The sequence below is a fragment of the bacterium genome (genome assembly GCA_016702305.1).
GTDB lineage: Bacteria > Electryoneota > RPQS01 > RPQS01 > RPQS01 > JABWCQ01.
Window position 1 is genome coordinate 318,449 of record JADJEH010000002.1, and the last position, 24,729, is coordinate 343,177.

Annotated in this window: 21 protein-coding genes; 2 read left to right on the forward strand and 19 right to left on the reverse strand. The window is 58.9% G+C overall.

The annotated features are described in order from the left end of the window. Positions 1-3 precede the first annotated feature (3 nt). From IPH10_05790 to IPH10_05810, 5 genes are all read right to left on the reverse strand, one after another. On the reverse strand, positions 4-1,098 hold the full coding sequence (locus IPH10_05790; GenBank protein ID MBK6910430.1) for a hypothetical protein: 1,095 nt from the start codon (positions 1,096-1,098) through the stop codon (positions 4-6). A 162-nt stretch (positions 1,099-1,260) separates the two neighbouring features. Continuing rightward, the gene (gene nrfD / locus IPH10_05795; GenBank protein ID MBK6910431.1) at positions 1,261-2,496 is read right to left on the reverse strand and encodes a polysulfide reductase NrfD; all 1,236 of its coding nucleotides are present in this window, start codon (positions 2,494-2,496) and stop codon (positions 1,261-1,263) included. Continuing rightward, complete coding sequence (locus IPH10_05800; GenBank protein MBK6910432.1) at positions 2,496-3,434, reverse strand: 4Fe-4S dicluster domain-containing protein; 939 nt, start codon at positions 3,432-3,434, stop codon at positions 2,496-2,498. The genes nrfD and IPH10_05800 overlap by 1 nt, the downstream gene beginning before the upstream one ends. A 106-nt stretch (positions 3,435-3,540) precedes the next feature. Next, positions 3,541-4,083, reverse strand: a complete 543-nt coding sequence (locus tag IPH10_05805; GenBank protein ID MBK6910433.1) for a cytochrome C554 — start codon at positions 4,081-4,083, stop codon at positions 3,541-3,543. 334 nt (positions 4,084-4,417) lie between these two features. Then, the gene (locus tag IPH10_05810; GenBank protein MBK6910434.1) at positions 4,418-7,606 is read right to left on the reverse strand and encodes a T9SS type A sorting domain-containing protein; all 3,189 of its coding nucleotides are present in this window, start codon (positions 7,604-7,606) and stop codon (positions 4,418-4,420) included. Between the two features lie 312 nt (positions 7,607-7,918). Between IPH10_05810 and IPH10_05815 the strand changes: the two genes are divergently transcribed. Further along, on the forward strand, positions 7,919-10,042 hold the full coding sequence (locus IPH10_05815) for a hypothetical protein (GenBank protein MBK6910435.1): 2,124 nt from the start codon (positions 7,919-7,921) through the stop codon (positions 10,040-10,042). Positions 10,043-10,119: 77 nt separating this feature from the next. Here the strand turns inward: IPH10_05815 and IPH10_05820 are convergent, their stop codons facing one another. From IPH10_05820 to IPH10_05870, 11 genes are all read right to left on the reverse strand, one after another. Beyond that, positions 10,120-11,067: an NmrA/HSCARG family protein gene (locus IPH10_05820; GenBank protein MBK6910436.1), complete on the reverse strand. Its 948-nt coding sequence runs from the start codon at positions 11,065-11,067 to the stop codon at positions 10,120-10,122. 100 nt (positions 11,068-11,167) lie between these two features. Continuing rightward, the gene (trxA, locus tag IPH10_05825) at positions 11,168-11,509 is read right to left on the reverse strand and encodes a thioredoxin (GenBank protein MBK6910437.1); all 342 of its coding nucleotides are present in this window, start codon (positions 11,507-11,509) and stop codon (positions 11,168-11,170) included. A 42-nt stretch (positions 11,510-11,551) separates the two neighbouring features. After that, positions 11,552-12,061 carry a TlpA family protein disulfide reductase gene (locus IPH10_05830; protein ID MBK6910438.1) on the reverse strand — a complete coding sequence of 170 codons (510 nt, stop codon included), beginning with the start codon at positions 12,059-12,061 and terminating at the stop codon, positions 11,552-11,554. Between the two features lie 191 nt (positions 12,062-12,252). After that, positions 12,253-13,275: a 3-deoxy-7-phosphoheptulonate synthase gene (gene aroF, locus IPH10_05835; GenBank protein MBK6910439.1), complete on the reverse strand. Its 1,023-nt coding sequence runs from the start codon at positions 13,273-13,275 to the stop codon at positions 12,253-12,255. Next, positions 13,269-14,096, reverse strand: a complete 828-nt coding sequence (gene trpA, locus IPH10_05840) for a tryptophan synthase subunit alpha (protein ID MBK6910440.1) — start codon at positions 14,094-14,096, stop codon at positions 13,269-13,271. The genes aroF and trpA overlap by 7 nt, the downstream gene beginning before the upstream one ends. Further along, the gene (gene trpB / locus IPH10_05845) at positions 14,080-15,252 is read right to left on the reverse strand and encodes a tryptophan synthase subunit beta (GenBank protein ID MBK6910441.1); all 1,173 of its coding nucleotides are present in this window, start codon (positions 15,250-15,252) and stop codon (positions 14,080-14,082) included. The genes trpA and trpB overlap by 17 nt, the downstream gene beginning before the upstream one ends. After that, on the reverse strand, positions 15,249-15,836 hold the full coding sequence (locus IPH10_05850; protein ID MBK6910442.1) for a phosphoribosylanthranilate isomerase: 588 nt from the start codon (positions 15,834-15,836) through the stop codon (positions 15,249-15,251). The genes trpB and IPH10_05850 overlap by 4 nt, the downstream gene beginning before the upstream one ends. Continuing rightward, complete coding sequence (locus IPH10_05855; GenBank protein ID MBK6910443.1) at positions 15,833-16,600, reverse strand: indole-3-glycerol-phosphate synthase; 768 nt, start codon at positions 16,598-16,600, stop codon at positions 15,833-15,835. The genes IPH10_05850 and IPH10_05855 overlap by 4 nt, the downstream gene beginning before the upstream one ends. Continuing rightward, positions 16,597-17,571 carry an anthranilate phosphoribosyltransferase gene (gene trpD, locus IPH10_05860; protein MBK6910444.1) on the reverse strand — a complete coding sequence of 325 codons (975 nt, stop codon included), beginning with the start codon at positions 17,569-17,571 and terminating at the stop codon, positions 16,597-16,599. Before trpD ends, IPH10_05855 begins: the two co-directional genes overlap by 4 nt. Before the next feature lie 23 nt (positions 17,572-17,594). Then, positions 17,595-18,173 (reverse strand): aminodeoxychorismate/anthranilate synthase component II, encoded by a 579-nt coding sequence (locus IPH10_05865; protein ID MBK6910445.1) that lies wholly within the window; start codon positions 18,171-18,173, stop codon positions 17,595-17,597. After that, complete coding sequence (locus tag IPH10_05870; GenBank protein ID MBK6910446.1) at positions 18,170-19,531, reverse strand: anthranilate synthase component I family protein; 1,362 nt, start codon at positions 19,529-19,531, stop codon at positions 18,170-18,172. Before IPH10_05870 ends, IPH10_05865 begins: the two co-directional genes overlap by 4 nt. A gap of 469 nt (positions 19,532-20,000) precedes the next feature. On the opposite strand from IPH10_05870, the gene IPH10_05875 reads away from it, so the two are divergent. Continuing rightward, a complete protein-coding gene (locus IPH10_05875) occupies positions 20,001-21,650 on the forward strand; it encodes a T9SS type A sorting domain-containing protein (protein MBK6910447.1) in 1,650 nt (549 codons plus the stop codon). Between the two features lie 707 nt (positions 21,651-22,357). Here IPH10_05875 and IPH10_05880 read toward each other — a convergent pair. Genes IPH10_05880 through IPH10_05890 form a run of 3 tightly spaced genes read right to left on the reverse strand, consistent with a single transcriptional unit; the run spans position 22,358 to position 24,679 of the window. Next, on the reverse strand, positions 22,358-22,987 hold the full coding sequence (locus IPH10_05880) for a hypothetical protein (GenBank protein ID MBK6910448.1): 630 nt from the start codon (positions 22,985-22,987) through the stop codon (positions 22,358-22,360). After that, entirely contained in the window at positions 22,977-23,618 is a 642-nt protein-coding gene (locus tag IPH10_05885) for a L,D-transpeptidase (protein ID MBK6910449.1), read from the reverse strand. Before IPH10_05885 ends, IPH10_05880 begins: the two co-directional genes overlap by 11 nt. Continuing rightward, the gene (locus IPH10_05890) at positions 23,615-24,679 is read right to left on the reverse strand and encodes a L,D-transpeptidase (GenBank protein ID MBK6910450.1); all 1,065 of its coding nucleotides are present in this window, start codon (positions 24,677-24,679) and stop codon (positions 23,615-23,617) included. The genes IPH10_05885 and IPH10_05890 overlap by 4 nt, the downstream gene beginning before the upstream one ends. Between the last annotated feature and the right edge of the window lie 50 nt (positions 24,680-24,729).

Genomic DNA, 24,729 nt, shown 5'->3' on the forward strand with positions numbered 1-24,729 from the left:
TGCTTATTTTAGCTTCTTGCCGGGCAAGGCCGCTGGGAATGCGGTGTCCTCGTCGTGGCAACTGTTGCAGGTAGGTGCGACGGCGTAGTTGCCGCCCACGTGGCATTCCGCGCAATCGGTATCGGCGTGAGTTTCACTCAATGCCAGTCCGGTATGCTCGTGTTTGAAGGTCTTCGGATCCCACGGCTTGTGACACGTCGAGCATTCGCCCGAGGCGGGCTTGGTGAAATGCGTGGGACTGCCGTGGCAGCGGCGACAGCTAAGGCGCTCGTGATAACTCTTTAGCGGCCAGCCCGTGCGGCTGTGTGAGAAGGCCTGCGCTTCTTGCTTAAGGTGGCATTGATCGCAGCTCATCTCCGCATGGCAGGTGTTGCAGATCGAATGCAGCGCCTCTTCGCTATGGCGAATCTCCGCCGTCTTCTGCTCTTTGGCGTGACAGACGGCGCAGCCTTCAGCGTGATGGCACGACGCGCAGCTGACACCGTATTTTTCAGTATGATTGCGATGGAACAGCGTCACGACGGTACCGCCGCCGTAAGTAGAGTTCCACACTTTCTTCTCCGGTTCAACCAGTCCGGCGAGCTTGCTCCCCGGAGATTGCGACATGCGGGACATCGTCGGCTCCTGCCCCTTCTTAACATGGCAGATTTCGCAGGCGGTGTCATGGCTCCAATCCTGGTGACAGCCAAGACATTGACGGTGATAAGCGCCCTTCAAACTCGGCTGTTCCAGATTCTCATCAGCCGCATCTGCCGGATGGCAGTTCTTGCATGCGGTGATGCCGCCCACTTCTTGGAAGTGGTGGCAATCCTGACAGCCGCGGTCCATGGCCGTCATCCCGGCGTGCAGCCGGTGGGCAAAGTGAACCGGCTCGTATTCGCTTTCGATCTCATTGATCACGATCTCATCCGGGCCCATGCCGAGCTCTTTCTGAGTCGTTCGCGGGCGCGGGCAGCCGCGCAGACAGGGATCTTTTTCGGTCGGTGTGCTGCATGCGTGGCATTCGCCGCAGCCGTTCGCGGGACCGGCCTGTTTGGCTTCGGTCGGCGGCAGCATGGTCCAGAGCAGGACAAGTATCAGTACTAAGTAGGTCTTCATAATCGGAACCGAGGAGACAAGCGCGTCAGCGACGGCGGGGGCGCTTGTTCAAGGCCTTCCAAAACGGAATGAAGGAGAGCAGGCCAATGATGGCGGTGAGATACTCGCCGGCCTGCGTCACCACGGTGAATTCGTGTAATGAATGCATAGTTGGCTCGCGGGTTAGTGTTCGTCCGCGGCATAATCCGGGTGCGCGACCAGAATCGGCATCCGGTTGACGATAAACTTAAAGATCAGCACGCCGATCGTGATAATCATCACGGTGACGGTGATCTCTTTCCAATGCGGCACGTAGCGTTCGGTCAAGGTGTAGTTCAGGCAAATGACCGAGACGTTCAAGCGGTTCAGGATCAGCCCAAGCACCGTCCAGACTGCGGCGATGCGGGCGTAAAAGGCATTCATGCGCCGCACGGCCAATAGGAACAGAAAGGCGGGTGCCAGAATGAAGCCCAGCACTTCAACCAACCACCAGGCGCCGTAACCCGAGAACAGGAGCGACCATTGGTGCTCGTGCGCGATGCCGATGATCTTCAGCCAGAAGTACATGTACAGCACCATGGCGCCGCCCTTGGCCAGGCCCAGCGTGAGGTTGTTCAAGTCATGGTGGCTGAAGTGTTTTGTCTGGTTCTTGAAGTAGCGATGCGACAAAGTGGACTCGAAGATGATCATGCCGATACCGCCGGCAACCGCTGAGATCAGGAAGAATACCGGCAGATACATGCTGTACCACAGCGGGTGCAGCCGTCCGGGCATAATCAAGAACAGTGCGCCGAGCGACGATTGGTGTAAGGTGGACAGAACGACGGCCATGACGGTCGCACCGAGCGTCAACTTGACGGCGACTTCGCGCAGTTGCCGGGCTCCGAGCCATTCGAGTAACGGTGGCCAGAACTCGATGAACTGGCAGAACAGGTACAGCGCGACGCACCAGCCGACTTCAAACATCACGGAACTCGTGCCAAACGACCACACCATCGGATAGGGAAGCCGCCACGGACGTCCTAAATCGTACATCAGACCGAACACGACCAATGCGTAGCCCAGAAAGCCCGTAAGAATCGCGGGCCTGACCAGCGGACGGTACTCTTTCATGCCGAAGATGTGTGTGATCGTGCCGATGATAAACCCACCGGCCGCCAGCGCAACGCCGCACAGGACATCAATACCGATCCAAATACCCCATGGGTTTGCGTCCGTCAAGTTCGAAATCGCGCCCATGCCTTGCGTGAAACGCTGAAACGTAACAGGAATACCGACGGCCAGAATCAGGGCCGCAATCGCGTGGCCCGGCGTCAACAGACTTTGGAAATACTCCTTCGGCGTGCGCCCCAGGAATATCTTGTCCCGGACAAAGTCGCGGGCGGGCGCATCGGGAGTTAAGGGAGTTGGGACGGCCATTACGCGTGCCCCTTTCCGTTCTTCGCGGTGTCCTTCGCCTGATCTTTGGCCAACTGCTCTTTGCGTTGGGTGAACAGGTAGACCGACAGGAAGAACGTCGGCCAGATCGCCATGACAAGCGGCGCGGCGGACAGATAGTTGCGCGTCAGTTCGGGATACGGACGGGTACCGAGATCGGTGCGGAAACCGATCTGTTCAAACGGAACGCTTGACAAGTACATCCAACTCGTTCCGCCGACTTCATGCTCTCCGTAAATGTGATCTACATACTTGTCCGGGTGCCGCGCGATTTTTTGCCGCGCGACCTTGACGAGATCGTCGCGCTTGCCAAAGGTCATCACTTCGCGGGGACACGCTTCTACGCACGCGGGCGGCTTGTTCTGTCCGAGCCGCGTCTCTAAACAAAAAGTGCACTTTCTCACTCGCGGAGACAGTGCACGGTCATATTCATACGTTGGGATGTCGAACGGACAGGCCACCATGCAGTAGCGGCAGCCGATGCAGACGCTGGCATCGTACTGCACGGCGCCGGCATCCGACTTGGTGAAGGCCCCGACCAGACAGGCGGAAGCGCAGGCTGGTTCGTCGCAGTGCATGCACTGCTTTTTTGCGTAAATCGGGCTGTCCGGCGAATGCCCCGGAAAGCGATTGACGACGGTAAACTGGTTCGGGTGGGTGCGGCGGCGTTCATCGAAGACCGACGCGTCTTCCGGCGGCTTGTCGAGCGCCGGTAGATCATTTTCTTTGGCGCAGGCCAATTCGCAGCGGCGGCAGTTATGTCCGATGCAAAGCGTCGTGTCCACCAGCACTCCGAACCGCTCGGGGTTGCCTTCAAACTCCTCGACGCTGGCCAAGGCGGTCGCCGGCGCGGTTGCCGCTGCGAGGCGGGTCCCTGCGACTCCGGCTAATTTGAGAAAGTCTCTGCGGGTGATATTCATAGTCGTTTCCCGATAAGACAGCGCGGGAGCGCGGCGGTGTGATAAGAATCACACATGCCGTCGCGCTCCCGCGCCAAAATGTCCTGTCAACGGGAGAAGGCGGCGGCTAATTGGTCTTCGCCGTGCTGTCGGCCTTTTCCGGAATTTTGTGAACGATCTTCGCCAGGGCTTCATCATACTTGAAGCCCTTAAAGGTCGGTGATTTTTCGTTATGGCACTTGGTACACGTGGCTTCATTCGGGACAATCATGCCGGCCGCGAGGGAGGCCTCGTGCGACTCCATGACTTTCTTGGACTTGTATTCCGAGCCCGGACCGTGGCACACTTCGCATCCCACGGCGCCGAGGTCTTCTGCGCCTACGAGGCTGGTGTCCGCGCCGAAACCGCTGGCCGTGCCATGACCGGTCGTATGGCAGGCGAGGCATTCCGGATTCTTGTCTTCCCCTTTAGCCTTCAGGCTTTCCATGGACTTGGCATGCTTGGTTTCGAGCCATGTTTCATAGATGCTGCCATTCTTCTCACCCTTATGGCACATCTTGCACTTGCCCGATCCAACGTAGGCGGGGGTCTTGGCGGCGTCTTGCGCAATGGCCCAGTTGGCAACAGCCATCAGGCAGCACAGGGCGATAGCAAAGCGAATGAACTTCATGATTTTAGTCCTTTTGATCCGACGATAGTTGACGAAACGAATGTTTGAACTCTTTTCGTGCATAAATATAGCGATAATAGACTCTCATTTCAACCATAACGTAAAGCTATCCCTTTGCAAATATGACAATTAAAGTAAACTTCTGGTCGAACACCGCAAAGCTATTCACTTGTTAAAGAACAACAAAGCACCGGGTCAGGCATGATCGGTGCCGTTCCCCCGAGCATTGGCTCGGTCCTGTTAAGTGATAGGGTCACATAAGCGCAACCTCTGGGAGAGGAACGGGGCCGCAGGTAGTCCTGCGGCCCCGTTTTAGGGTCGAAAATCCGACCGCTTATTTCAGCAGCAGCATCTTCTTCTGAAGCGTTGTAGCGCCCACCGTCAGACGGTAGAAATACAGACCGCTGGGCAGCGCCTCAGCCCGGAACAGCACCGAGTGCCGTCCCGACTGCATCGCGCCATTGACCAGGGTCGAAACGCGCTGGCCCACGGCATTGAAGACCTCAAGCGAGACATGGCTGTCGTCCACGAGGTCAAACGAAATGCTCGTTTCGGGGTTGAACGGATTCGGGTAGTTCTGCCCCAGCGACAGCTCGGTCACGATCGCGGCACCCGCCTCGGGCGCGGCTTCGCGCTGGCCGATGATCTCGCGTTCGCCGGTCAGGCTGACCGCCGCCAGTTCGTAGTGGTACAGGCGACCATTGGCCAGGCCACGATCCACGAAGCTGTAGGTCGCGCCCGCTGCATTGTTGGTCGCGGCGACCGTTCCGGCGAGCAGGCCGTCCCGCAGCACTTCGAAGTGGTCATTGCTGGTTTCCGAAGCGGTGCTCCAGTCAAGCTGGACTTCACCATCTCGGCCCGTGGCGGTGAAACCGTTGAGCTCGGCGGGCAGGTAGCGGTCAAAGCACACGCAGACGCAGCCTTCCGAGGCCGGGATAATCACGTTGTGCCAGCAGCTATCACCCCACAGCGTCCAACCGGTATTGCTGAACAGGAATTCGGCGGGCGTGCACTCTTCCGTACAGTCATCCGTCATACATCCTGAAGTGATGGTCAAGATCGGGTAGCGACCCTGCGTCAGCCCGGCACCGCATACGAATACGTGGACGGGGTGGTCCAGGCACAGGTACGTGCACATGCAGGCCGGCGGCAGACGAAGATCGTCTTCGTAGATGTAGATTTCGTTGTCACCATCGCACGGCTGACAATCCGGCACGTCAATAACGACCTGCAGGAAGTTCGGCGGGCAGTCAGCGCTCGACAGGTTGAAGTCAAGGATGATCTGGCCTCCATCACCGTCCGGCGTCACAGTCAGATTGAACTGCGTGTTCACGCTTGCGCTCGGCACCAAGTCACCGAGGGCGACCGGGTTGGCCGAATTCAGAACCACGGCGCCCGCGTCACCGCCAATGTTCGACAACGTCAGCGTGGCATTGGCGCATGTGGCCGTGCCGTTATTCTGGGTCGTCACTGTGACGTTAAACGTCGGGGTCGTGATGCCGCCGCCGTTCGGATCGCAACGCAGGTCCGCGCCGTTCGAGGACAACCGCAAGTCACCTTGGCCGCAATTGGCCACGATCTGGTTCAGCGCGCCGCCGGCACCGGAGCCATCCGGCGCGATGACGGTGAACGTGCCACCCGTGGTCGAAGCATAGTCTTCCAGCACCGGCTGGATCAGGCCGAACGGTTCGGCACCAGCCAGCGGACGCCAGACCGAACAGATACGGACACCCAGGCCCAACGCGTCGAGCGCCCGGTCGTGCGCGTTGACCACATCGCTGCCGTCATGCGCATCGTCACAGCCACCGTTTGAGGCGTCGGTAATCAGCACGATGATCTTTGAAGCAGCCGGACGGAAGGCCACATTGAAGTCGCCCAGGGCCACGCACAGGCCGTTACCGGTAAGCACTTCACGCAGCGCTTCGTCGGATGCTTCCGGGTACGCGGCGCCGCCAAAGGATGTGAGGCTGGAAATCGTCGCCTGCACACCCGCGAGATCGTTCGTCAACGTGTGCAGCACGCTGACTTCATCAGAGAAGGTCAGCAGGCCCAAACGCAAGTCATTGCCGGACGCGATATTGGCGACGGCGATAATGTTGGGCAGTTCAGCCACGATGTTGTCAATGGCGCCATACATCGAACCGGTAACGTCCACCGCCAGCACGAGGTCAATCGGACCGCAGTCGCCGATAGACGGGCACGGCTGATCGCACGTTGCGCCTTCAGTCCATTCGCCGTTCAGGGCGTAGCGGCAGAAGCTCGAACTCACGCCGCTTTCGCAAGCGGGTTCGCCATCATCAAAATAGCAGCAGCGTCCCAACTGACACGGATCGGTCTCGCAATTCAGACCTTCGTCGAACGTACCGCCGATGGCGATGCACTCCTCGAACGACGAGGTTCCGCAGCCCGGGCCACCCGCTTCGTTAGTGTAGCAGCAGCGGCCGAGACCGGCGCACTGGGTGACGGACAAGCTGCCAACGCCGCAGCCTTCAAAGGCCTCAAGCGAAACCCATACGGTTCCCGCTTCGAGGTAAACGCATTCGCAAAGCGAATTGAAGTCGCCGCCGCCATCATCGTCAAAACAAATATCACGGCTGCAGCAGGTTGACCCGATGAACAGGAACGGATCGAATTCCGTGCTGCCATAGAAGAACGACCAATATCCCGCAGTCGGGATTTCGACGGCCACGATCACCTCAGGGGTGATGCGCACGCCGCAATCGTTACCGGCTTCACACGTGTTGGCCGTCACCGTTCCCGGCGCGACCAGATTCAAATCGGCCTCGCACGGGGGGGCACAGTCAAAGATCGAAAGGTTGTAGTTTCCCGAGTCTGCATTGAAGCCGTCCACAACGATCAGAACTTCCTGACCTTCCGTCAGCTCGATGCAGGTCAGAACGGACGCGAAGTTGTTGCCGGGGCAACGGCGGTTCGGCGCCGGGTCATCGTTGCCGCAAATGTAGTCCGTCGGGAATACCGGCGCCGTCGGGCAGGTGAAATTCCACAGCGAAATTTCGGTATCGTAGTCGCTGCCGCAGAGCGAGAACGTATAGCTGCTCGTGCGTGGTGCGGTCCACTTATAAGTTACATCATTGGCATCGCCGCTGCCATTGAAGTACGTGCCCTGGTAGCAGGGCGGCGTAGCGCCGGCAATGAACGGAAAGTCATTGTGGGCTGCCTCAGTCGAGCCAAAGTCCACGTTGGCTCCCAAAACGGAGCCGAGATCAAAAGCGTCTGCGCAATTCTCGCCACCCTGGTCCAGCGATTCACCATTCGGGAACTCGCGGCCAACAAGCTGGCTCTGCAAAGTAGCATACTCGGTCAACAGCGCTTGCGGTACGTTGCCTGTCAGCTTGGCGGCGGCGATCTGATCCGCCAGTGCGTCCGCACGCTGCTGCATTTCAAAGGTCGCCTGCACGTTCATAACGGCGCGACCGACGGCTTCCTGATTGGGCACCTGCTTGGCTTGCGCCACGGCGACCAGAACGAGGAACAGACAACAAATTGTCCAAATTCTCTTCATCTTGCACTCCATTGTTTCTTACGTACCAATGCTTAACCAAAAAATACGAAGTAAACACAAACATTGATGAAGACGGGTGGGTCAGCACATGAGGAAAGTTGTTTTTCTGAAACAGGGAGCGTGCCTACTAAGCATAGTAAGCGTAGTCACCGTCGTCCCACTCCGACACAACGCGATTTTGGAGCGGGTAGTCCTAAAAGGAAAAATATAGCGACTTAGACAAGATTGCCGCAATGTGCGCTGGGACCTTGCTTCTTCGCCGGTCAAGTTGTACCTTTCTCGGGCAAACGTTGATCAAACCGAGACTCCTCCATGGCATTCAAATCAGTAATTGGTATCTTGCTTTTCAGTTGGGCTTCACTGGCGCAGGCGGCGACGACTCGTGACGATTTGAAAGTCGCCCTGTCCGAACACCTGACCACGCAATACGGAAGCGTCGCGCACAGCCCGCTGCGGACCGGGATCCTCTTGGACCTTGTGGCGCCGCTTGTCGAGTTAGAACAATTCGACGGGACGTCGGCTGCGGCGGTCTCTTCGTTCGCGGAGTACGTGCAGGCCGCGCATGAATTGCGCCGGGCCGCGCTAACGTCGTCGGTGATTCCTGCTCACGAATACCTGCGCGAAATCCGGCAGCAGGCGCAGCGGACGGATGCGCATCCGCTCTCGCTCCTGCTCTTTGACTATCAGCGTGTGCGCAGCGACGCAGAGCAGGACGACGTTCTGCAATTCGACGGCGCACGCGTCACGGCGATCGAGCCATCCGCGCTGCAGACCGGACGCACGGCCGTCTTAGGACTGCTTCACGATTGGACCTATCACGGCGCGGACGTGGCGTTCTCGTTGGCGGACGTCTATACGAATCTCGGTGATGTGAGCGCAATCGAGGTTGATTGCGGCGATGGCGCAGGTTTTCGACTGCTGCCGAAGTCCGGCGTTGTGCGCGCCCACTACAGCGAAACCGGCGACAAGATCATAACCGTGCGCGCACAGTTCCGTTCAGGGCTCGCGCTCTTTGGCCGCGCGCGTTTTGAGGTGCGCCATCTCGATGCGCCGCCGCCCTCTGAAACGTGGACACTGACGGCCAGCCACAGCACAGGCGGTCCGGCCGCTACGGGCGAAGCGTACATTCTGTATGGCGCAGGTCACACGATGGTCGAGCGTCCGGTGGTGCTCGTCGAGGGCCTCGATCTTGATAACAGCCTCAATTGGAATGAACTCTATGACCTGATGAATCAGGAATTGCTGATTGAGACGCTTCTGGCCACGGGTTATGATGCCGTGGTGTTGAACTACACGAACTCGACGATAGCCATTCAGGACAACGGCTTTCTGGTGCAAGAGCTGATCGAAGAGTTGAACTCAGCGACAGGCGCGGTCCATCCGTTGATTATCGCCGGGACCAGTCTGGGCGGCTTGACGTCGCGCTACGCCTTGACCTACATGGAGCATTATGGTTTGCCCCACAACGTCGGCACCTTTATTTCCGTGGATTCACCGCAGAATGGAGCGAATATTCCGGTCGGTGTGCAGTTCTGGGCGGACTTCTTCGCGGACGAAGCTGCGGAAGCGGCGGCGGCGCGCGATGCGTTACTCAATCCAGCGCCGCGCCAATTGCTCCTCTATCACTTGAGCTCGTCGGCCGGAGGTGTCGCCAACCCCGATCCGATGTTTGCCGCCTTTCAGAATGAGCTTGCCGCGCTGGGCGACTATCCGACACAGCCACGCCTCGTATCCGTCATCAACGGCAGCAGCACGCAGCAGAATAGCGGCTTTCTGCCCGGCGCGCAGATCATCCGCTGGGTGTATGACAGCTTCTTAGTAGATATTCGCTGCAATGTGTGGGCCGTGAGCAACACCGTGAACACGCGCGTACTGCAGGGTGAGATCAATGTCATTTGGCCGCTGCCGGACACGTTCCGCAATGTGTTTATTCAGCCCTGTCTGCCGTGGGACAATGCGCCTGGCGGCTTGACGGCGACGATGGCGGAGCTTGCCGCCGTGCCGGCGCCTTATGGCGATATCGAAGCCCTCTATCCGTCGCACTGTTTCATCCCATCGGTAAGCGCGCTCGACCTCGCGGTGAACGATCCGTTCTTCAATATTGCCGGTGCGGGCAACCTCTATGAGTTGACGCCGTTTGACAGCGTCTATTTCCCGATCGCCAATCAGGATCATGTGCAAATCACGCCGGAGAATGCCGCGTGGTTCATGTCCGAGATTATCGGTCCGCTTGCGCCGCCGGAACTGACGATATCGGTCGAGGCCGACAGCATTCGCCTGCGCTGGAGCCCGGTCTTTGCAGCGACGTCGTACGAGGTGCAATCGTCTCTCGACGGCGTCGACTGGCCGACGGCAGTCGCGACAAATGCGAATGAGTGGGCAGCGGCGACCACCGACTCGACACGTTACTATCAGGTTATTGCCGTGCGCAACTGACCGTCCGTGGATTTCGTTCGAAATACAAAGCCCCGACCATTTGGCCGGGGCTTTTTGCATCGTGCGGGATGACGAACCTACGGGCGGGCGATCCGCTCGCCGTTCTGCGCGAGCCAATGCGCAAAAGTCTGCAATTCGGGATTCAGCGTCCGCGAGAATTCCAGGCTGCGCGCGCCGACAAACTGGTCTTGAAAATCGTGCTTGAACTGGAACATGTTGCCCAGATCATCTGCGCCGGGGAAACCCAGCCCCCGATAGACATCGAATGGCACCGCGAAGTACGGGATCTCCTGGCCGAACAGCTTGCTGAACTCGGCGGCATACTGCACACCGGTCGGGTGATCGCCGGCGATGCCGACAGTCGTGCCGATCAATTCGGGGCGCTTGAAGACGCCGTATGCGCACTTGCCGATATCCTCCGCCGCGATTCCCGGCAACTTCTTGTCACCCATCGGAAGCATGAGCGCGAGATTGCCATCTTGTCCCTTCTGCGGGCCCATCCCGAAGTAGATGAAGTTCTCGAAATAGAAGCTGGTCTGCAGGTTCGTCGTGGGCACGCCGATCTCTGCGAAATACGGGTCAGCTTCGCCCTTGCAGTCCAAATGTGGAACCTTATACGCGCCGTGCAGCGTCGGCATGCGCGTATCGTCCAGCGCCATGAACTTGCGTGTATCTTCCAGCGTGGACCAGACAACATGCTTCACTCCCGCGAATTTCGCCGCATCGGCAATCGCCTTGGCCTGCGACGTTTCGAGCACGGGATTAAAGTGCTCCCAGAAGAACGTCACACCAAAGACGCCGTACGCTCCGCTGAACGCGGCTTTCATGCTTTCGACATCATCCACGTCACCCTTGACGACTTCGGCGCCCAGCGCCGCTAATGCCCGGGCTTTCTCGGAATTCGGATCGCGGGTCAGCGCCCGGGCTTTGAACTCACCGGACTTATCCGCGCAGATAGCCCGGACCAGTCCGCCGCCTTGTGCACCTGTAGCGCCCAAGACCGCAATAATTTTCGGTTCAGCCATAGATTTCCCCTTTTGGAAATTTCGTGAAAAACGGTGATTCTAAAACAACAACGGCCCCATGTTCGAAACACAGGGCCGTATACAGGCAAGACAACAAGCGTTATGAAGCCAACAAAGAATCCACGCGAGCCTGCAGCGCATGCTTGGGCAGGGCACCGACCTGCCGATCCACCATCTCGCCATTCTTGAAGAACAGGAGCGTCGGGATCGAACTGATGTGGAATTGACGGCTGATATTGGGGGAATTGTCCACGTCCACCTTGGCGAAGGCGACGCGACCGGAATAGTGATTGGCCAACTCCTCGACGATCGGTGCGATCATCCGACAGGGGCCGCACCAATCGGCATAACAATCAACGACCAACAACGTATTCGTCTTCACGGTATCCGCGAAAGACTGGTCGGTCATCTTGAGCACTGCAGTCGCAGCAGCGTTCGACATATTCAGACTCCAGTAATGGTATGGCTTACGGCAGAAGCCCTATCAGGCCTTCAACAGGCTCTGAATCTTCTGCTCAAAGAATTCTTTCGGACGGTAACCAACGACGGTTTCGGCGATTTCGCCATTCTTGCCGATAATAAAGCATGTCGGGATCGAACGCGGCTGACCGAACTGCTTCGCGGCCTCTTCACTAAAGATACCGTTGGGATAGTTGATCTTCATCTGGTCGGCGAAGGCCTTGACCTTCGGTGCGCCTTCGCGGCCGAACGCCAATCCGACGATTTCGACCTGTCCCTTGTACTGTTCATACAGGTCAACGAAATGCGGAATACCCTTGCGGCACGGACCGCACCACGTATCCCAGATGTCCACAATGACGACCTTACCGTAGAACTGGCGAGCATCCACGAGTTCACCGTCCGTCGTCTTGTAGGTGAAGCTGAGCTTTTTGGCATCTTCGACCTTGACGGCCGTCTGCTTGTCTCCGGCCTGGCCGCATCCTACGGACGCGAGCATGAGCGTGGCAAGTGCAACAGTGAGAAATGACTTCATGGCAACTTTCGAGTTTATGCTGGAAATGAATCTGATCATCCGGCCGCTCCCGCATGGTAAGGGGTGAACGAGACTGCCTTGGAATTGGTTCCAAGTCCACAAATATAAGGAATTTTCGACGCAGAAACAAGCCTCGTGCGGCTCGGGGAACTGGCTTGTTGACCCCTGAAATTCTTGGAGTTGAGTAGCGATCAGGCCGGCGCAAGGTGGCGCCCCACGGCCGGGGCTATCAGTCGGAGGCTGTCCATCAGCCCGCTCAATTGCAGCGGGTACAGCGACTGGTAGCCATCGGACAACGCGTGATCCGGGTCCGGATGCATCTCCACCATCAGTCCGTCGGCGCCGACGGCAACGGCCGCGCGTCCCAACGGCGCGACCATTTTGCGATGGCCGGTACCATGCGATGGATCCACAATGATCGGCAGATGCGACATCTCTTTGACGGCGGGTACAATATTCAAATCAAGCGTATTGCGCGCGAAATCCGAGAAGCCGCGAATACCGCGCTCGCACAGCACAAGATTGTAATTGCCGACAGAGAGGATGTACTCGGCAGCATTGAGCAACTCGTCGAGCGACGCCGCCGGACCGCGTTTCAGCAGGATGGGCTTGCCCGATCGCGCCACGGCTTCCAGCAGCGTGTAGTTCTGCATGTTGCGCGCACCGACCTGCAGCATGTCTATATGCGGAAGGGCCATCCCGCACGACTCGAGATCCACTACTTCCGATACGACGGGCAAACCGAACTCGCGTCCGGCCGCTTGAATCCATTCTAACGCCTGTTTGCCCAATCCGCGAAATGCATAGGGCGACGTACGCGGCTTGAACGCTCCGCCGCGCAGCATCTGAGCCCCGGCCTGCTTGGCGAGTTCAGCGGACTTGAAGATTTGTTCGCGTGATTCAACGGAGCACGGCCCGGCCATGACGGTCAGTTCGCGGCCTCCGACTCGCACATTGCCGATCTGCACGACGGTGTCGTCCGGTTTGGTTTCGCGCGACACGAGTTTGAAGGACTTGGTTACGCGCACCGCCTGCACGACGCCCGGCAATTCTTCAAACAGCGCCGGGCTGAGCGGCCCCGAGTTACCCGTGACGCCAATGGCAGTCCGCGACTCTCCCGGAATGGCATGCGCGCGCAATCCCAGCGACTCAATCAACTCGACGACGCCGCGAATCTGGGCGGATGTCGCCTCACGGTTCATGATAATCAGCACTTGCGGTTCTCCTGAAGCACCGGCGCGTCGTCAAGCGCCGCGCGTAGTTCGCTGACAAAGGCGCGCACGAAGCCGCACGCCGCTTCCAATGTATTCACGCGACCGATGCCGTCCAACAGCGCGCTGCCGACAATCACGCCATCGGCGACCGCCGCCATGCGCTGTGCGGCTGTCGCGTTAGCCACGCCGAACCCCGCCAGATACGGTGTCGCCAAACTGGTCCGCAATCCGGCCAAATAGTCGTAGGCACGTTCACTCACAGTTGCGCGCGCGCCGGTCACACCCGCGATAGAGACGGCGTAAATGAACGGCGCGTTCAGACGGTCTGTCGCCGCGATACGTTCGGCGGAGGAAGTCGGCGCCACGAACGGTATACGGGGCACGCCGCAGTTCTGCGCACTGCGTTCGAACATCGCAAAGGCTGCACTGTGTACGGGCCATTCAGGCAGGATCAAACCGCACAGCCCGGCGTCGCGCGCGCGATTGAGAAAGTTCGGCACAGTCACGCTATTCAGATAGCCCATAAACAACGTCGGACCAAGTTCCGCGACTTCTCGTGCCGTGGTGAAGTAGCTACCGGACGTCACGCCGCGCTCGAGGGAGTGTTGCGAGGCCGCTTGAATCGTCGGTCCGTCGGCCAAGGGATCCGAAAATGGCATCCCCAATTCGAGCAGGTCCGCGCCAGCCGCAAACGCTGCCTGAGCCAGAGGCGCTGTCCACTCACGCTCAGGAAAGCCGCAGGTCAAGTAGATCGCCAGGAGCTTACGTCCATCGCGTGTCGCGGCCCGAGTGAAGGCATGCAGATCAAACTTGTGCGGCATAGGTACTCATATCTTTATCTCCGCGCCCCGACAGGCATACGATCACGGTGCCGCGGCATCCGTCGTCACGTAATCGCGGCAAATGCGCCAGCGCATGCGCGGACTCCAATGCCGGAATGATCCCCTCCAATTGCGCCAACTCGCGCGCCGCTGCCAACGCCTCCGCATCACTCACTCGCGCATACTCCACTCGCCCGCTGTCATAGAGGTGGCTATGCTCAGGGCCGATGCCGGGATAATCGAGCCCTGCCGAGATTGAATGCGCTTCAAGAATCTGCCCGCTCTCATCCTGGAGCACATAGCTGCGAGAGCCGTGCAGCACGCCGGGCAATCCGCGCGTTAGCGCCGCCGCGTGCTGTATCGAGTCATCGCCTGCGCCGCCTGCCTCGATACCAATTAGCCGCACCGCTTCATCAATAAACGGATAGAACAGCCCGATCGCATTGCTGCCGCCGCCGACACATGCCAATAGCACATCGGCCTTCAGATCGGCGGCGCTTAGCTGCCGTTTCACCTCTTCGCCGATGACTTTTTGAAATTCGCGCACCATGAGCGGATACGGGTGCGGCCCAACGACACTGCCGATCAGGTAAAATGTGTCATGCACATTGGTCACCCAATCGCGGATGGCCTCGCTCGTTGCGTCTTTCAAGGTCTGCGTCCCGGCGCCGACAGCGCGCACTTCCGCGCCGAGCAGTTTCATCCGGGCAACGTTGGGGGCTTGACGCTCCATATCCTTGGCACCCATGTACACCATGCACTGCAATCCAAAGCGTGCGCACACGGTCGCGGTGGCGACGCCATGCTGTCCCGCGCCGGTCTCCGCGATGATCCGCGTCTTACCCAACCGTCGCGCGAGCAGTGCCTGGCCAAGCGCATTATTCAGTTTGTGCGCACCTGTGTGCAGCAGGTCTTCGCGTTTTAAATAGACGGAGAATCCGTAGCGCGCGCTCAGGCGCTCGGCTGGATAAAGCGGCGTCGGCCGCCCGCCGAAGTCGCGCAAATGCCGCGCGAGTTCGTCCCAAAACGAATTGTCAGTACGAATCTCCGCGAACGCTTGCTCCAGCTCTTGACACGGAGCCACGAGCGTCTCCGGCACGAATTGGCCGCCGTATTCGCCGAAGAATCCATGGAGGTCAGGGAAAGAGTAGCTCATTCGTTGACCAACGACCTGACGGCGTGATTAAAGGCAATCATCTTGATGGGGTCTTTCTTGCGAGGCTCGAGCTCAATGCCGCGGGCAACGTCCACACCGTAGGGCTGAACCGCTCGAATCCGCGTCTGCACATTGTCCGGCGTCAGCCCGCCTGCCAGAATGAGCGGAGTCTCGGCCGCTTGCAGCAAATCATTGCGTTCGTAATCGGCATCGTCAATCAGCCACGCATCAGCCTCGGTATGCGCATGGAACATCCCGATTTGCTGACGGCCCCGCACGGCTTTGATGTACACATAGTCGAACGATTCCGCGAATTCGGGCCGTTCATCGCCGTGGAATTGCAGCACGTCCGGTTCGACAATGGCAAGGCATTCCTGCACATAGTCCGAACTCGGATTTTGAAACACCAGCACGAGCTGCGACGACCCGCGCGGGACCGCGGCGAGCTTGGCCAATTCACGGCGCGAAACACCGCGCGGCGAATCAGGAACACACACCAAACCGACGGCGTCAACACCCAGGGCCACGGCCAGAGACAGATCAGTGGGATCGCAGAAGCCGCAGAATTTCAGCCAGACTCTCATAGAAAAAACTCCGTCAGCGCCCGACCGGGATCGGGAGCTTTCATGAATGCTGTGCCGATGAGCACGGCGTTCGCGCCGCGTTCGCGCATCTCTTCAAGATCGCGCAGCGTGCGCAGACCGCTTTCAGCGACCTTAATCTCGCCGTCCGGGATCAATGTAAACAGGTCGCGGCTTCGCTGTAGGTCAATTTCCAAGGTCATCAAGTCTCGATGGTTCACGCCCCACGCCACGCCGCGAAGGCCCTCGGTCTTTTGGAGATCATCTTCATCGTGCAATTCAAGCAGCACGCCGAGTCCGAGCGCATCTGCGCAGGCGCAGAGTTCCGACAACTGTTCGCGCGACAACATCTTCGCGATCAGCAATAGCGCGTCCGCACCCGCGGCACGCGTGGCCGTAACATCGTACTCATCCCACAAGAAATCCTTGCGCAGAACCGGCAAATCACTGGCGGCTTTCGCTAGGCGGACATCGCCGAGCTTGCCGTCAAAGGCGTTGACTTCCGTGAGAACCGACAGGGCCCGCGCTCCGGCGCGGGTGTAAGCTGCCGCAATCTCACCCACATCGCGGCCGGATCGCAATTCCCCTTCACTCGGTGAACGGAATTTGATCTCGGCAATTACGGCCACGGCATGATCCAGTCGCAGCGCGGCCCGGAAATCGCGTGGGGCTTCCTGTTCCAGTGCCAGTTCTCGCAACTCCGCGAGGGGCCGCTTCGTATCGCGCGTCTCCAGTCGCCGCTTCAAAATGTGCAGCAGGACACTCATGCCGCGGCTGCCTTATCCAAAAAGCGCAGGAATGTCCCGTCGTGAATGCTTGCCCGTGCCATCAACGCTCCCTCGCGAAAGTCGGCGGCGCGTTGGGAGAGCACCAGCGCAGGCGCGCAGTTGGCAATAATCCACTCGGACAACTCCGGCTCGTTCCCCTGTGCCACGGAGCGCAACCGGGCCGCATTGGCCGTTGTATCGCCGCCGCGCACCGCGTGATGCGATGTCGGGCCGAGCCCCCACTCACTCGCCTGCCACACGCCCTCCGTAATCTCGCCATTGTAATACTGACAATAGCGGGTTGTGCCCAGCGGCGTAACTTCATCGAGTCCGCCGTCACCGTGCACGGTGATGACAAATTCTGATCCGGCCTGGGCTAAAGTTTCCGCTACAGGCCGGAGCCAACGAGCGTGGTATACGCCAATCAGTTGCCGTTTCACTCCCGCCGGATTTGCCAACGGTCCAAGCAAGTTGAACAGCGTTCGCACTCCGAGTGCCTTGCGCACCGGCGCGACGTGTTTCATGGCCGGATGAAAATGCGGCGCGAACAGAAACGCAAACCCGCACGCGCGCAGACATCGTTCCGCATCCGGCGGGTTCAACGAGAGCGGAATACCGAGCTGCTCAAGAACATCCGCACTGCCGCAGCGCGATGATACGGCGCGATTGCCGTGCTTGGGGACAACGGCTCCGCAGGCCGCAGCGAGCAATGCGGCGGCCGTCGAGACGTTGAAACTGTGGCTTCCGTCGCCGCCCGTTCCGCACAAGTCAACTGCTCGCGGGTCCCCGAGCGGCACCTTGGTCATGTGCCGACGCAGCGTGTCCAGGAATCCGGTTAGTTCCGCAACCGTTTCGCCACGGGCGTGCAGCGCACACAGTAGACCGGCGACCTCGATCGGGTTGGCCTGGTCGCACAGCAACAGTTCGCAGCATTGCCCGGCGTCTGTTTGGCTCAGCCTGTCACCGTGCACGACGCGCTTAAGAAAGTGGCCTATCATCCCGCCGTTGTGGCCAGCGCCACGAAGTTGGCCAATAGCCGATCGCCCTCCGGAGTCAAAATGGACTCCGGATGAAACTGCACGCCTTCAACTGGTAACGTGCGATGCCTAAGCCCCATGATTTCACCTTGCTGCGTCCGTGCGGTGACTTCCAGAGCAGTTGGCAAGCCCTCTTGCGCTACGATCAGTGAATGATAGCGCCCCGCTTCAAACGGATCGGATAGACCGCGATAGAGTGTACGCCCATCGTGAAAAACACGTGTTGCTTTGCCATGCACGAGTTCCGGAGCCGCCACGACCTTTCCTCCGAAATGGAGTCCGATCATCTGGTGGCCAAGGCACACTCCCAGGATCGGCAGTTTGCCCAGCGCGGCGGCCAAGATGTCGGGCATATTCCCGGCATCTTCAGGCCGTCCCGGACCAGGCGAGAGGATCAACGCAGTGGGATTCAACGCCAAGAGCTCGGCCGCAGTGATCGCATCGTTGCGGGCGACTTCCACACGCACACCGAGTTTACCGATGGCCTGCACCAGGTTATAGGTAAAGGAGTCGTAGTTGTCGAGGACAAAGATCATAACACTTCCAATGCGGCCAAGGCGCGTTCGATGGCAGCGGCCTTGTGTTCTGTTTCCAGCCGTTCCGTTTCGGCCACACTATCGGCGACGATCCCGGCGCCGGCCTGATACGAGAGAATACCATCGCGCAGCACCGCAGTCCGCAGCATGATGCAGAATTCCGCGTCACCCTGCCGACTCAGGAAGCCCGCTGCGCCCGAGTAGAACTCACGCGGCACGGGTTCGTTGGCCAGGATGATCTCCAGCGCCCGCACCTTTGGCGCACCGCTTACGGTGCCAGCGGGAAACGACGCAGCCAATGCGTCTGCCGCTGTGCATCCTTCCCGCAGTTTGCCCCGCGCATCGCTGACCAGATGCATGACATGGCTGAAGCGGTGAATGGTCGCCAATTCTTGGACGCGTACCGATCCGAATTCGCAAGCGCGCCCCAGATCGTTGCGTGCCAGATCCACGAGCATCATGTGTTCGGCGCGCTCCTTTGGGTCGGCCCGTAATTCACGTTCAAGTCGTGCATCATCGGCGTCGGTCTCGCCGCGGGGCCGTGTTCCGGCGATTGGGTTGATGCGCACCTCGCCCTGACTCACTCCAACCTGTAATTCCGGCGACGCGCCAATGAACGTTCCGACGGGCGTCTCATGATAGAACATGAACGGTGACGGATTAACACGCCGCAGCGCACGATAGAGCTGAAAAGCATCGCCCTCCGCTGCGCGGGAGAATCGTTGGGACAGCACGCCTTGGAAAATGTCACCCGCCGCGATATGCCGTTTAAGAGTGTCTACTGATCGGCGAAAGTCAGCCGGATCAAAACTGCTCTCCCGCGCTCCGGTGCGAAAGGGCACGGTTGTAGCGGGGACGGGCCCGGCCAGAATGCCCGCCCACTCACGCAGCACGTCGTCGTTACCTTGCGCATCCCGGTCAACGAGCCGCACTTCATGTCGCAAGTGATCGAAGATAACAAAATGACGATAGTCTCCCAGCCAGGCCACTGGTGCCTTTCCGCGCTTGGCCGGATCCAGCCGTTCGAGCTCGTGTATCCAGTCAAAGCCAATCACTCCGACCAGTCCGCCGCCGAACGGTAGTTGAGCTGGGACTCGGTCTCCTTCGCGGCATTCAAACGCGGCCAGTAACTCCTTGAGTGTTCCCTGGGTTACCATGCCTTTGATATTCGAAACCGCCCGACCCGGTTCGGGGCAGTGCACCTGTCCGCCGGGATCCAACCCGAGCAGGGAGTAGCGCCCGAAGCGCTCGCCGCCCGTCGCGCTTTCCATCAGAAACGGAGCGCGCCCGTGCGCCCGCAGCTTCAGGAAGGCCGCGACTGGAGTCAGCAAGTCAGAAGGAAGGGATAGGATTTTCATCGGCTAAGAAACAAAAAGACCACGCAAGCTTGGTGCGTGGTCAGCGAGGATTCGGACTTTCCGGTCCGTTCAGACAATGCTCCCCACCACGCTGTCCAACGGCCAGCGCCAAACCCATGTCATGGAGGTGGAGTGAAGTTGTTGCGGGGTGCGATTGCGCATAATTCCCAATATAAGAGCAGAGGCGGCGAAAGTCAAGCACTCGACGCCGAAAACGTGAGTCCGGTGCCTCGCCTCCTCACATTCGGGGGCATACTCGCCCGGATCCGGCCGCGCGGGTCATCAGGCAAATTAAGGCTCTATTTGCGTTTAGGTTATCCATGTTGACCCGCCCGCCAAGTCACACCCTTTACTCTCAGGAAAATGAAAGAGTTGGTGGCAATTGGTTGACTTCTGACATGCTACGAAATATATTAGCTATACTGCAACCGCATCAACTTGTCAACATGAAAGGTCACGGAGCAGTTCCATGAAAAATCTTAAGTATTTGTTTTTCTGTTTAGCCCTGGTAGCACTCAGCGCGGGTAGCGCTCAGGCTGCGATCGGTTGGGCGGGTCAAATTTGGCCGAACAGCGGTCTGACTTACCTGCCGAACCAGAACATCGGCGTCTACGTTCAGGTGTGGAAGGGTGGTTGCACCGATCCCGCCGGTCCCTGCGCGGACATTGCCGGAACGTTGTTTTACAAGCGTGCCAGCGAAGGCGCGTACTCGTCCGTGCCGCTGGCGTTCAATACGCAAATCGGTGCCAACGATGAATGGTGGGGTGAGATTCCGGCTCTGGCCCTGAATGGTGGCGAGCAGGAGTATTTCTATGTCGAACTGACCGACCTCAGCGACGGTTCGATTTATGTTGGTGCGCAGGATCAGGCTGGCAACAACCCGCCGTTCGTTCTGAACATTCAGCCGGGCCTGTCGCGCGACGTGGCCGTGACGTTCCGTGTAGACATGAATTGTGTTAATCCGGCCCTGTTCGCGGGCGGCATGTTCTTCACCGGCGACTTCTTTGGTTGGGGCATGTGCAACCCCGGTGGTGCGATGACGGACGCGGATAACGATGGCATCTGGGAAGGCACGTTGACATTCCCGGGCGGTTACAATGCTTTCATCCAGTACAAGTTCCAGCGCAACGACGGCACGACCTGTAATTGGGAATGCGGCGGCAACCACACGGCGACGATTGACGACAGCCAGCCGACTCAGACGCTTGATGTCATTCAGTACTGCTGTGAATCATGGGGTCCGCAAGAGATCAGCACGGCCGGTTCCTATTGCGTCAGCCTCTGCTGCTGCTCGAACGAACTGTGGGTGCGTTTGAACACGACGTACAATCCGCCGATCATCAGCGGCTTCTCGTATGTTCCGGGCTGCGTGGATTGCGGTGGCGAGTGCACACCGGGCAGCGGCGACGTGACGTATGAAGTGCGTCAGGGCGGCGACGGTAACTGGTACATGGTGCTGTGCCTCGCTCCGGAAGCGGGCTTGCAGATTCCTCCGGGTGAAGACGTCTATGCGGGCTGCTTCTGCATCACGATTGACGGAATTTTGCCGGTCGAGATGGCCGCGTTTGACGCCGTGGGCATGGTGAATGCGGTGCGCGTGGATTGGACGACTGCTACCGAGCAGGCGACCAGCCATTTCATCATCGAACGTTCGACCGACCAAGCGAATTGGACGGGCATCGCTCAGGTGGCGGCGCGTGGCGAGAGCTCCTCGGAGACTCGTTACAGCTACACCGACACCGCTGTCGAAACCGGCGTGACCTATAGCTACCGCTTGACGGTGGTGGACGTGAACGGTTCGCGGACGACGCATGCGCAGATCGCCAGCGCTTCGCCGATCGGTGAGGGCGTGGTGACGGAGTTTGCGCTGGCGCAGAACTTCCCGAACCCCTTCAACCCCGAAACCAACATCAGCTACACGCTGGCTGAAGTTTCCAAGGTGACCTTGAAGGTCTTCACCGTGACGGGCGCCGAAGTGGCGACGTTGGTGAATGGCACGCAGGAAGCCGGTAGCTTCAATGTCACGTTCAACGCGGCCTCGCTGCCGTCGGGCGTGTACTTCTACCGTCTCGAAGCGGGCAGCTTCACGGCCACGCACAAGATGTTGCTGTTGAAGTAACCAGCGTGGACGCTGGACCCGGTTGCCGCTAGCGCGTGACGCTTGGCGAAATCGGACAGACATTAAGCGGGCCGCTCGAAAGAGCGGCCCGCTTGCATTAGAGGCCACGCCGGTCAGAGAAGATGCCCCTCCGCTGGCTTCTCAACTTTCTAAGTGCTATTTTCTGTAATCCCAACCGGAGGCCACGAAAATGCAAACGCGAATTCTATCTGTATTCAATCTTCTGAAGCGGGTGGGGTTCGCGGTTTTGTTGTTGGGTGAGTTCGCAATGACTTGTACCGACGTTAAGGCAAACTGGAGGACAGAACAATGTTAAGACTTATCATTTCCTTAGTTATGGCTTGCGCAGTCCATGCCCAAGAGGTCATCTGGGTAAGGAACGGCGAAACAGCGGATGCGCACTTCGGTCAATGTATTTACCCGCTCGGGGATCAGAACGAAGATGGCTATGCAGATTGGATGGTTTTTCAGCTTCTTCCCGCGGCGGCACCCGGTGCGGGTGCCCCAAAACGTTGATTGCCCGCTTTTGTCATTCTTTGTAAGAGTCACCTCGAACGCCTCTTCGGAATAGGAGTTCCTGCCGCGAGTACCCCTAACGCACGCAGATAGTACGACAAAAAGCCCCGAACCAAAAGGTCCGGGGCTTTGTAATTCAGGTTGTTCGAGTTGCGGGGGGATTGCCATCCACGCACCGAGCGAAGACTAAATTACCTCAAGACAAACGTCAACGCGCCATTCTTCAAAATTCTGTACAGCGTCAGCGCGATCTCGCGGTTGGTTTGCACTTCGAAGTGATCGACGCCGCGAAAACCCTCCAGCCAGAAATGGAGCTTCTGGCGGAACGGCACTTCGATCTTGACGGGCGTTCCCTCCGGAGTCGAGTGCACGAGCAGCCGCGGCCCATTGTACCATTTGATCTCAAACGCCACAGGAATCTCGCGCTGCAACAGCGTCGGATCCATGTCCATGGCGTCGCTGACGATCTTCAATAGCGTATCCGGGAAACGTGGTTCGTACTCCATCAAGCGCAGCGATTCGACCGAGAAGAGCAGCGTAGAATCCGGCTGGAAGTCTGCGATCACATCGCGCACGGGCAGCTTGGCCGTGTTGGAGTCTTCCTGCATCGTCCAGACTATCGCATTGCCCAACTTGAGCGTCATCGCGTTGGATTTCGCGTCGAGCACCAGATACGGCTTGTTGAGCTTGATCAGCTCGTTCTGCGCGGTGAGCAACTTCCATTCGCGTGACAACGAATCGGCCGCGGTATCACCGCCGTCCAGCGCGGTGCATTGCGAAAGCGCAAAGACAGCGAGGAATAGTGCGGACTTAGAGGACATAGACTCCGGTGCCGATGGGCACCTTCTCATAAAAGAACTTTAAATCATCCGAGCCTAAACGCACACAGCCGTGACTGACGGACATCCCGAGCAAACGTTCATACAGTGTGCCGTGAATGAAGTAGCCATCGCCGAATCCCATCGCATAATCACCCATCACGTTGGGATCAAGCCGGTCGGCATTGCTTGTCGGCACGGCTTCACCCTCTTCAATGAAGGCCCAGTCAGGCTTGCGCCACCACGGTTCAACAATTTTGTTCTTGATCGCGAACACACCGCTCGGCGTGTGGAAAACCCACTTCTTCCCGGACTTCGGGTCGGTCAACTCACCGCCGGAACCGGTCGAGCACACGGCCTTGTAGAAGACAGAGTCAGCGCTACGGTAATAGGCGTGATTCGTTTGCGAATCAATCACGATGTACTTGCCCTTGGGGATCGTCTTCTCGATCTCCTTGCGCAAGCGCTTCACGTCTTTGGCCAGGTCCTTCTCGCCGGGCTTGATGCTCAACACGGAGTCAAAGTGCGCCAGCGTTTCCGGCGGCGCAATCGTGACTGGCTTCTCGGCCAGAGCGAAGACTCCGCCGACCATCAGTCCGGCCAATACGATGAGTACAATCAGCGCGATTTTCACGGTGTCCCCTCGAGTTTGCGGACAATCGTAACGGGAGTGCCTACACTCGCGTACTTCATGAGTTCGAGCATGTCGCGGTCGGCCAGCGCCACACAGCCGTCGGTCCAATTCTTGTTTTGACCGCCGTGACCATGAATTTCGATCAACTTGCCAATGCCGGCGCGCTTGGAGACTCGTCCGCTCCGCTTGTTTGCGGCGAACCGCTTCTTGTCGTCGTCATTCGGGTAGTTCAACAGGAGCGCCTTGTAATAGCGGCTCGAGTGCTTGACTTCCGTGACACGATACGTGCCTTCCGGCGTGGCTCCATCTCCGGCGAACATCTTCTGGTAGGCTGCGTTGAAGCCCAGGTCGCAGCGATACGTCTTGAGCTTCTTGCCGTTATCGTATAGGTGCAGTTCGTGCTCTTCTTTGTCAACAATAATCGCGACTCTGCCGGTCTGGCGGCTGTCGGCCAGCGTGCTGGCCACCCAGCGCTTGGCGGCGCGAATCCGGTCAAGTTCATCGGCGTCCTGATGATTGATCACGTCGCGCAGCGCGGTCAACTGCTCGCGGCACTCCTGTGCGGAATTCAGTGCGCCGTCAATGTCCTCTTGCTTGAGCAGGCTCATCGCCGTAACCTGACTCATCTGCGCCATCGTGAACAGCTTCTCGGCCCGGTAAAGCGTCAGCTTGTCGTCCAGCGATTGCCGCCACTCCATCAGGTCGGCGGCCAGATCGGTCAATTCGGTTTCAGCATGGAGCAGCGCGGTTTCCCGGCGGACGCGCGCGGAGTCCTCGGCCGAGCGGAGTAGGGTACCGGCGAAGGCGATGATCGAGTCGGCGGAATCATAGTTGCGCATGACCGACAAGCGACCCTGCTGATAGGCCATCTCTTCGCGCGCTTTCTGAACCGCGACTTCGGCCGCCTCAAGCTCTTCTTTAGCATATTTATTAGCGAATCCGCTGCGGGCGTTGCCGAGGGCGGATTCGATGCGGACCATGTCCACCAGCGGCGGTATGTCGCACCCCTGCCAGAAGATAGTGAGGAGAAGGGGGACGATCAGGAGCCAGCGACGTTTCATGCGATGCGGGTTACGAATGTTGCAATTTCTTTAAGTTTAGAGCATACAGG